The organism is Xanthomonas sp. SHU 166 (assembly GCF_000364685.1).
Taxonomy (GTDB): domain Bacteria; phylum Pseudomonadota; class Gammaproteobacteria; order Xanthomonadales; family Xanthomonadaceae; genus Xanthomonas_A; species Xanthomonas_A sontii.
The window spans coordinates 1-8,236 of the sequence record NZ_AQOJ01000767.1; the positions used below are offsets into that span (position 1 = coordinate 1).

Annotated in this window: 9 protein-coding genes; 7 read left to right on the forward strand and 2 right to left on the reverse strand. The window is 70.2% G+C overall.

Going from position 1 to position 8,236, the window contains the following annotated elements:
• On the forward strand, positions 1-543 hold a 543-nt coding region (locus D180_RS17810; protein ID WP_232760565.1), incomplete at its 5' end, for a hypothetical protein.
• A gap of 13 nt (positions 544-556) precedes the next feature.
• Here the strand turns inward: D180_RS17810 and D180_RS17815 are convergent.
• Positions 557-2,149 carry an APC family permease gene (locus D180_RS17815; protein ID WP_017913862.1) on the reverse strand — a complete coding sequence of 531 codons (1,593 nt, stop codon included), beginning with the start codon at positions 2,147-2,149 and terminating at the stop codon, positions 557-559.
• A 262-nt stretch (positions 2,150-2,411) separates the two neighbouring features.
• Here D180_RS17815 and D180_RS17820 point away from each other — a divergent pair, with 262 nt between their 5' ends.
• From D180_RS17820 to D180_RS17845, 6 genes are all read left to right on the forward strand, one after another.
• Complete coding sequence (locus tag D180_RS17820; protein ID WP_017913863.1) at positions 2,412-2,834, forward strand: hypothetical protein; 423 nt, start codon at positions 2,412-2,414, stop codon at positions 2,832-2,834.
• Positions 2,835-2,844: 10 nt separating this feature from the next.
• A complete protein-coding gene (locus tag D180_RS17825; protein ID WP_017913864.1) occupies positions 2,845-3,294 on the forward strand; it encodes a type II 3-dehydroquinate dehydratase in 450 nt (149 codons plus the stop codon).
• Positions 3,275-3,493, forward strand: coding sequence for a hypothetical protein (locus tag D180_RS17830; RefSeq protein WP_017913865.1), 219 nt, complete (start codon positions 3,275-3,277; stop codon positions 3,491-3,493). The genes D180_RS17825 and D180_RS17830 overlap by 20 nt, the downstream gene beginning before the upstream one ends.
• Before the next feature lie 168 nt (positions 3,494-3,661).
• Positions 3,662-4,966, forward strand: a complete 1,305-nt coding sequence (locus D180_RS17835) for a histidine kinase (RefSeq protein WP_017913866.1) — start codon at positions 3,662-3,664, stop codon at positions 4,964-4,966.
• Positions 4,959-5,726 (forward strand): LytTR family DNA-binding domain-containing protein, encoded by a 768-nt coding sequence (locus tag D180_RS17840; protein ID WP_017913867.1) that lies wholly within the window; start codon positions 4,959-4,961, stop codon positions 5,724-5,726. Before D180_RS17835 ends, D180_RS17840 begins: the two co-directional genes overlap by 8 nt.
• Positions 5,727-5,769: 43 nt before the next feature.
• Positions 5,770-6,165: a hypothetical protein gene (locus tag D180_RS17845; protein ID WP_017908515.1), complete on the forward strand. Its 396-nt coding sequence runs from the start codon at positions 5,770-5,772 to the stop codon at positions 6,163-6,165.
• A 489-nt stretch (positions 6,166-6,654) separates the two neighbouring features.
• On the opposite strand, the gene D180_RS17850 is transcribed toward D180_RS17845, so the two are convergent.
• On the reverse strand, positions 6,655-8,236 hold a 1,582-nt coding region (locus D180_RS17850), incomplete at its 5' end, for a TonB-dependent siderophore receptor (protein WP_043091286.1).

Here is an 8,236-nt window from a genome sequence, read left to right on the forward strand (position 1 = left end):
CACGCCCCAGTGCCGCCTGCGCCGCAGGCGGCTGCGGATCCGCCGCCGGGCGCGCGCGCGGAAGGCGCCGATCCGATGGGCGCCGACGCGGGGAGCGATCCGCTGCCGCGCTGGCTGGTCTACCTCGGCGTGGCCGTGGCGTTCCCGCTGGTCGGGCCGCCGCTTGGGACCGTGGCGGTCGGCCTGCCGGTGATGGCGGTCGCGTGGCTCTGGGGCGGCGCTCACCTCGGTGACATCGGCGGCGGGCTGCTGATGCTGCTGGGGATCGCGCTGTATTCCTACCTGTTCGGCGTCTTGCCGGCCTTGCTGACCGGCCTGGTCGCAGTACGCGCCTGGCCGCATCTGCGCGGCTGGCGCGCGCATCTGCGCATCGGTCTGGTCGGCGCCGGGTTCTCGGCAGCGTGCATCGGCTCGGCGATCGCGCTGTTCGGCGATCACGCCGAGATCGGTGCGCTGGCCGCCGCGGCAGGGCTGTGCGCGCTGGCCGGCTTCAGCGGCGCCACGTTGCTGTCGCGCGCGCTGCAAACTTTGCGCGGCGGCTGAGCGCCGCCGCGGCTCAGCCGCCGCTGGCCTGCTGCAGCGAGGGGGTGCGCCAGCCGGCGCGCACGCCCCAGAAGTAGAAGCCCAGCGCGACCACGCCGACCACCACCAGGTCCGGCCCGTAGGACAGGTAACCGTGGCCGCCGAAGGTGGTGCTGCCGGCCCACGACAGCAGGGCGATGGTCGGCAGATAGGCGATCAGCCAGCTGGCGCCGCGCAGGTGCCGACGGAAATCCTTCCAGCCGTCGCGCTGCTGGTAGTACGCGTACACCGGCAGGGCCACCAGCATCAGCAGGATGATCTCGCCGGTCAGCGGCCAGCGCGCCCAGTACAGCAGTTCGGTGGCCAGCACGAAGGCGGCGGCGGCCAGCACCGGCAGGCCGACGATGCGCAGCGGTCGGTGCATCTCCGGCGCGTGCTTGCGCAGCGCCATGGCGCTGATCGGACCGGTCAGGTAGGAAATGATCGTCGCCACCGAGATCACCGCCGCCAGCGTGCCCCAGCCGCGGAAGAAGAACAGGAACAGGTAGGACACCAGCAGGTTGAAGAACATCGCCGGGCGCGGCACGCCCCAGGTCGGATGGATCCGGCCCAGCACCTTGGGCATGGTGCCGTTGCGCTCCATGCCGTAGATCATCCGCGCGGTGGTGGCGGTGTAGGTGATGCCGGTGCCGCTGGGGCTGACGAAGGCGTCCACGTACAGCAGCATCGCCAGCCAGTGCAGGTTGACGATGATCGCCAGCTGCGCGAACGGCGAGCGGAAGTCGATGCCGTGCCAGCCGGCCTTGGCCAGCAGGTCCGGCGGCACGGCGCCCAGATAGGCGACCTGCAGCAGCACGTAGACCACCGTGGCCAGCGCGATCGAGCCGAGCACGGCGAACGGGATGCTGCGCCCGGGGTTGCGCGCCTCGCCGGCCAGGTTCACCGGACTCTGGAAGCCGTTGAAGCTGAACACGATGCCGGCGGTGGCCACCGCGGTGAGCACCGCGGCGAAGTCGATGGTGTGGCTGCCGCCGTGCAGGCCGACGCTGAAGTTCTCGCTGTGGAAGCCGCTGGCGATCAACGCCACGCCGGTCATCGCCGGCACCACCAGCTTGAACACGGTGATCAGGCTGTTGGAGCGCGCGAACAGCTTGACGCTCCAGAAGTTCAGCAGGAAATACACCAGCACCAGCACCGCGGCGATGCACAGGCCGGGCACCGACAGCTCGCCGGCGCCGCCGGGCTGCTGCACGTACAGATCCTGCGCCCACTGCCAGGGCCAGGAGGCCATGTACTGCACCGAGGCCTCGGCCTCCACCGGGATCACCGACACGATCGCGATCCAGTTGGCCCAGCCGGCGATGAAGCCGACCAGCGAGCCGTGTGAGTAGTGGCTGTAGCGGACCATGCCGCCGGACTCGGGGAACATCGCGCCCAGTTCGGCATAGGCCAGGGCGATGGTGGTGACGATCGCCGCGCCCAGCACCCAGGCCCAGATCGCACCGGGGCCGGCCAGCCCGGCGGCGCGCCAGGCGCCGAACAGCCAACCGGAACCGATGATCGAACCGAGGCCGGTCAGCATCAGGGCGAACGGGCCGACATCGCGGCGCAGGGCGGTTTGGGTCATGGCGGGTCCGGCGGCGGCGGGAAGCGGGGGATGATCGCATAAAGCCGGGAATGGGGATTGGGGAATGGGGAATCGGAAAAGCGGCATGTCGTTGGCTGAACGTTCCCGGCTTGCGCTCAACGATTCTCCATTCTCCATTCTCCATTCTCCATTCCCGATTCCCGCCTTACGCAAGCTTTACGCCCCAGGCCCACTTCCGCCATGGAACGCTTACGCGGCGCGCGCGCAGACTGCGCCACGTCCTTTCCGTTGGATGTGTTCCATGTCGATTCTGCTGATCCAGGGCCCGCATCGCGATGCGTCGGCCATCGCCGCGGCCCAGTGTCTGGCCGCTTCCCATGCCGCGCAGGTGGTGCCGGTGGCCTGTGCCGATGCCGCGCAGATCGTGGCGCGGCTGCGGCAAGGCGCGTGCGACGACACCGAGCTGGTGCTGCTGGATTCCGGCGAGTTGCCGGCGTCGGAGCTGGCCGACCACGGCGCGCAGCTGTGCGCGGCGCTGGACGCGCTGGGCCATCCGTACATCGAGGTGCACGACGCCAGCGCCCAGGCGCTGGAACCGCTGCTGCATCCGCGGCACATGCCGTTGCTGACGGTGATCGCCAACGGTGCGCTCGCCGACAGCTACGCGATCGCCCTGGGCGTGGCGCAGCGCCGGCTCGGCGCGCGCGCGGCGCTGGCCAACTGAGGGCGCCGCCATGTCGATCCTGTTGCTCCGTGGCCCGGACTGCGTGGCCGGCCATCGCGGCCGCCCGGCCCGCATCGCCCCACCGGTGATGCGGCAATTGCTCGCCCATGCCGGCCGCGCCGGCAAGACCCTGGCCGTGCGCGGCTGCGCCAGCGAGCGCGAACTGCTGCAGGCGCTGGCCCATGCCGACCAGGCCGGGGTGGAGATGCTGCTGCTGGATCCGGGCGCGTGCTCGGACAGCGCCATCACCGCCGACGCGGTCGCGCACCTGCGCCGGCCCTACGTGGAAGTGCACGACGATGCCAGCGATCGCCGCGAAGCCTGCCTGTGCGCGGCGTCGGGGCAGCGGCTGGGCCAGGTTGGCGGCTATTGCGCGCAGGGCTACGCGCTGGCGCTGTCGATCGCGCTCGAACATCTTGGCTGCAACGGCTACGAGGGCGATGTCCACGTCGGCACCTGAGCGCGCGCGCCACTATCTGGCCGACTACGAGGCCTACAGCTTCGGACAGCGCGTGGCCTGGGGCACCCTGGCGCACACCTGGGCCGAGCCGGCGCCGCTGGATCCGGAGCGGCTGCTGTGTCACATGCGGGCGCAGGCGGCGCAACGCCACGGCGTGGACAGCAGCGAGATCCGCATCCGCAGCGTGAGCCGGCTGTAGGGCGCGCTGTCGCCTGGAATGGCGCCGCCGCCTCGGCGTGCGGCTGGGCTGCGGTTTCGTCCTGCCAAGGCCCGGTCCCATCCTCGCCAGCGGCGGTTTCGTCGCACGTCGCTGGCGCCGTGCGACGCCGCGGCTATCCTCGCCGGAACTTCCCAGTCCCCGGCCGCCATGCTCGCCAGCCTGTTCTTCCTCGTTCGCCTGTTGTGCGCCTGGGCAGTGGCGGTGGTTGTCGCCGCCTTCGTCTGGGCCGGGTTGTTCTACGGCATGAATTCCGGGCCGGGCTGGCTGTTCGGCCTGTTGGCGATGCTGCTGATGCTGTCGGCGCTGATCGCCGGCATCACCCACCTGCGCAAGGTCTGGCTGATCGCCGGGCGCCTGGATTGGGGCACCCTGGCCAGCCGCCAGCGGCGCCAGATCGAGATCCCGCTGGACACCCATGAGGCGTTCGCACTGCTGGATGCGGCGGTGCGCGAGCTGCCACGGGTGGAAGAGGTGGAAAGCACGCTGGACAGCCTGCAGGTGCGCGCCAAGGTGCGTCGCATCGATCCCTACAACGGCCGCCCGCCGTCGCGCTGGAACCTGGCCGCGCGCTTCGCGGTCAAGCGCAACCAGGTGGTGGCGACGGTGACCCCGGGCACCGGCACCAGCAGCCTGACCCTGCTGCTGGAGCCGGATGCCAGCGCCTGGATCGACCTGTTCGCGGTCGACGAGGGCAGCAACTACGAGAACGCCGAAGCCCTGGGTCGTGCGCTGGCGCGGCGCGTGGCCGAGCTGCGCCGCGACGAGCAGGCCGCCGCCACACAGGCCGCCACCGAGCAGGAGCTGACCGTGGCGCGGCTGAACCTGCTGCACGCGCAGGTCGAGCCGCACTTCCTCTACAACACGCTGGCCAGCGCACAGGTGCTGGCGCGGACCGATCCGCCGCGCGCCGACCTGATGCTGGGCTATCTGATCCAGTACCTGCGGCGTTCGCTGCCCAGCACCGAGGACGCGATGAGCTCGCTCGGCGACGAACTCGAGCGGACCCAGGCCTACCTGGAAATCCTGCGCATCCGTATGGGCGCGCGCCTGCAACTGCAGGTGCAGGTGCCGGAGACGATGAAGACGCTGCCGCTGCCGTCGATGATGCTGCAGACGCTGGTGGAGAACGCGATCAAGCACGGGCTGGAACCCAAGCCCGGCGGCGGCACCATCTGGATCCTGGCGCGCGCGGTCGACGACCACGTCACCCTGACCGTAGCCGACGACGGCCTGGGCTTCAACACCCAGTCCAGCGGCACCGGCATCGGCCTGAAGAACCTGCGCGAGCGCTTGCGCCTCACCTATGCCGGCGCGGCGAGCTTCGCCATCGTCTCCAACTTCCCCAGCGGCGTGGCCGCCACCATCACCCTGCCGTGGCCGGCGGGGACGACGCCACCACCGCCGCCACTGCCGGCGCCGGTGGCGACGCACACGGGAGCGCACCATGACTGACGCGATCGTCGCCGAGGACGAAACCCTGTTGCGCGATGCGCTGGTCGCGCTGCTGGGCGAGGTGTGGCCGGAGTTGTGCATCGTCGCCGAGTGCGAGGACGGCGCCAGCGCGCTGGAGCGGCTGGCCGAGTTGCGCCCGCAGGTGGCGTTCCTGGACATCCGCATGCCCGGGCTGAGCGGCATCGAGGTGGCGCGTGCGCTGGGCGAACTGAGCCCGCACACGCAGGTGGTGTTCGTCACTGCCTACGACCAGTACGCCATCGACGCGTTCGAGCACGGCGCGGTGGACTACCTGCTCAAGCCGATCGTGCGCGAGCGCCTGCAGGCCACGGTGCAGCGGCTGCAGGCACGGGCGGCGCAGGGGCCGGATCCGGCGGTGCTCGACGCGCTGCTGCAGCGTCTGCAGCAGCGCCCGGTCGCCCCGTCGGCGCCGCCGCCGCTGGCCTGGGTCACCGCCAGCAGCGGCCGCGAGACGCGGCTGATCCTGCTCGACGACGTGCTGTATTTCCAGGCCGACAGCAAGTACACCACGGTGTTCACCCGCGACGGCGAGGCGGTGCTGCGCACCTCCTTGCGGGAGCTGCTGGATGTGCTCGATCCGGCGGCGTTCCGGCAGATCCACCGCTCCACCATCATCAACCTCAAGGCGGTGGCCTCGGTGGTACGCGACGACACCGGCAAGGGCCGGCTGAAGCTGCGCCACCGCGACGAGGTCCTGACCGTCAGCCAGCCGTACATGAGCCTGTTCCGCGGCATGTAGCCGCGCATTCCCTCGCTTCGCACTGGAACAAGGAATCTCCGCCATGCGTCTGCTCTCCGTGCTGTGGTCGTGCCTGCTCGGCCTGTTCGGCTGCCAGGGACATGCCGATCTCGACCTGTCCATGGGCGCCCGCCGCGAGACGGTGGTGCAGGCCAGCGAACGTGGCGTGCCGCTACTCTTCAGCCGCACCACGTATCGCGGTGGCCTGGCCACGTTCCGTTGCATCGACAGCCGCAGCGGGCGCTGCCACTACCAGGTCTACGCCGCCTGCACGGCATCGCCGCAGGCCAGCGGCGGCGATGGCGCTGCCTGCAATCCGCGCGTGCTGCAGGCCTTCGATCTCGCGGTCGGCCAGCGCCGCGAGATCGCCGGGCTGCCACGCGACTTCCGCCAGTGCGTGGTGTCGGATGCACCGGCCTCGGCCTGCGGGCGCGAGTGAGAGGCGATAGCGAACGCTGGTCGATACGATCTTCCGCCACATCCAGCGATGCACGATGGCCGCGGCTGTTGTGGGAGGGACTTCAGTCCCGACGCGTCTGCAATGGAACTGCCGGATGGCGTCTTGCGTCGCGACCGAAGTGGCTCCCACACCGACATTGCCGCGGAGCTGTCGGACGTCGCGTTGCGGCTGAAGCCGTTCTTGCGCGATGCCTCGTTGCGGTCCGAAGATCGGCACCGTCGGAGCGGCTTCAGCCGCGACCCGGATGCGAGGTCGACCGACGCATCGCGTCGCCGTATCCGCCTTGCATCCGACTGTCGCAATCGGATCGCTGCCGTTGTGGGAGGGACTTCAGTCCCGACGCATCGGCAACGGAACTGCCGGATGACGTCTCGCGTCGCGACTGAAGTCGCTCCCACAGGTGTTCCCCGCGATCCGGCATCCGCGCTTTCAGCTACGGCGTCCGTCGTGGCAGCGACGCGCACCCACTCAGTAATCCACGCCCACCGAGAACAGCAGCGTGCGTGGATCGCCCAGGGCCACGGCGCGCTGCAGGCCGCCGGTGAAGTAGTCGCGGTCGAAGGCGTTCTTCAGGTTCAGCGCGTAGCGCCAATGGCCCTGGCGGTAGCCCAGGCCGGCATCGAACACCAGGTAGCCGGGAATGCGATGGCCGTAAGCGGTCTTCTCGCCTTCGGCGCGGGCGCCGCCGCTGACGCTCCAGCCGTCGGCCGCGCCGTGGGCGGTGTACTGCAGCCACACAGAACCGCTATGCCGCGGCACGTTGTTCAGGCGGCTGCCGACGCTGCTGACACGCTGGCCACCGTCGTCGGTGACCACCGCATCGGTGTAGGCGTAGCCGCCGAACAGGCTCAACCCGTTGCCCAGGTCGGCGGCGGCGTTGAGCTCCAGGCCGCGGCTGCGCTGTTCGCCCACGGCGATGCTGTAGCCGTCGTTGAACGGATCGGTCTGCAGCACGTTGCGCCGGCGCAGGTCGTACAGCGCCATGCTCAGGCTGGTGCCGCTGCCGACTTCCATCTTGACGCCCAGTTCCACCTGGCGCCCGCGCTCGGGATCGAACTGCGCGCCCTGCGCATCGACGCCGACATTGGGATAGAACGAGGTGGCGACGCTGACATACGGGCGCAGCCCGCCACCGGCGTCGAACATCAGCGCTGCCGAACCCGTCGTGGCACTGTTGTCGGTGCGTGTGTCGCTGCCGGCCAGCCGGTCCTCGCTCTGGTTGCGGCTGCGATCGTGGCGCAGGCCCAGCAGCAGTTGCCAGTCCGGCGCGAACTGGATGCGGTCGCGCAGGTACAGGCCGCCCGAGGTCACCACGCTGAGGTTGTCGCGGGTGGGGCGGGCCGGGCAGGTCACGGCGCTGCCGTAGACCGGCGCGTACACGTCGAGATTGCCGACGCGGCAGGTCGACTGCACGTTCCATTCCCAGGTCTTGAACGCGTCCAGGCCGGCGGTGACGGTGTGCTGCCAGGTGCCGGTGGCGAAGCCGCCCTGCAGGTAGGTGTCCTGCACCCAGGTGCGTCCGTCGAACTGTTGCTGGGTGGCGGTACGGCGCAGGGTGCGCAGGTTGGCGGCCAGGCCGTTGTTGGCGATCAGGAAACCGTCCAGACCGAAGCTCTGCCAGCGCGCGGCATGGTGCAGGCTCCAGCCGTTGTCGAAGCGGTGATCGAGCACGTAGCCGATCCGGCTCTGACGGCTGTGGTACGGCCGCTGCCCGGGTTCGCCGGTGAACAGCGCGCGGTCGATCCTGCCGTTGCGGTTGGGTTCGGCGCTGCCTTCCCAGGGCAGGCCCTGCTGGCGGATGTAGTCGCGTTCCTGGTAGCTGGTCAGCAGCACGAAATCGGTGCGCGGGCCCAGGTCCAGCGACAGCGAGGGGGCGATCCAGCGGCTGCGGAAGTACACGTGGTCGGTCGGGTCGTCGCTGTTCATCGCCAGCGCATTGAGGCGCAGTGCGACCTTGCCATCGGCCGACAGCGGCTGGTTGAGATCCACGCTGCCCTGGCGCAGGCCGTCGCTGCCCACGCCCAGGTCGACCCGCCGCATCGGCTCCCCC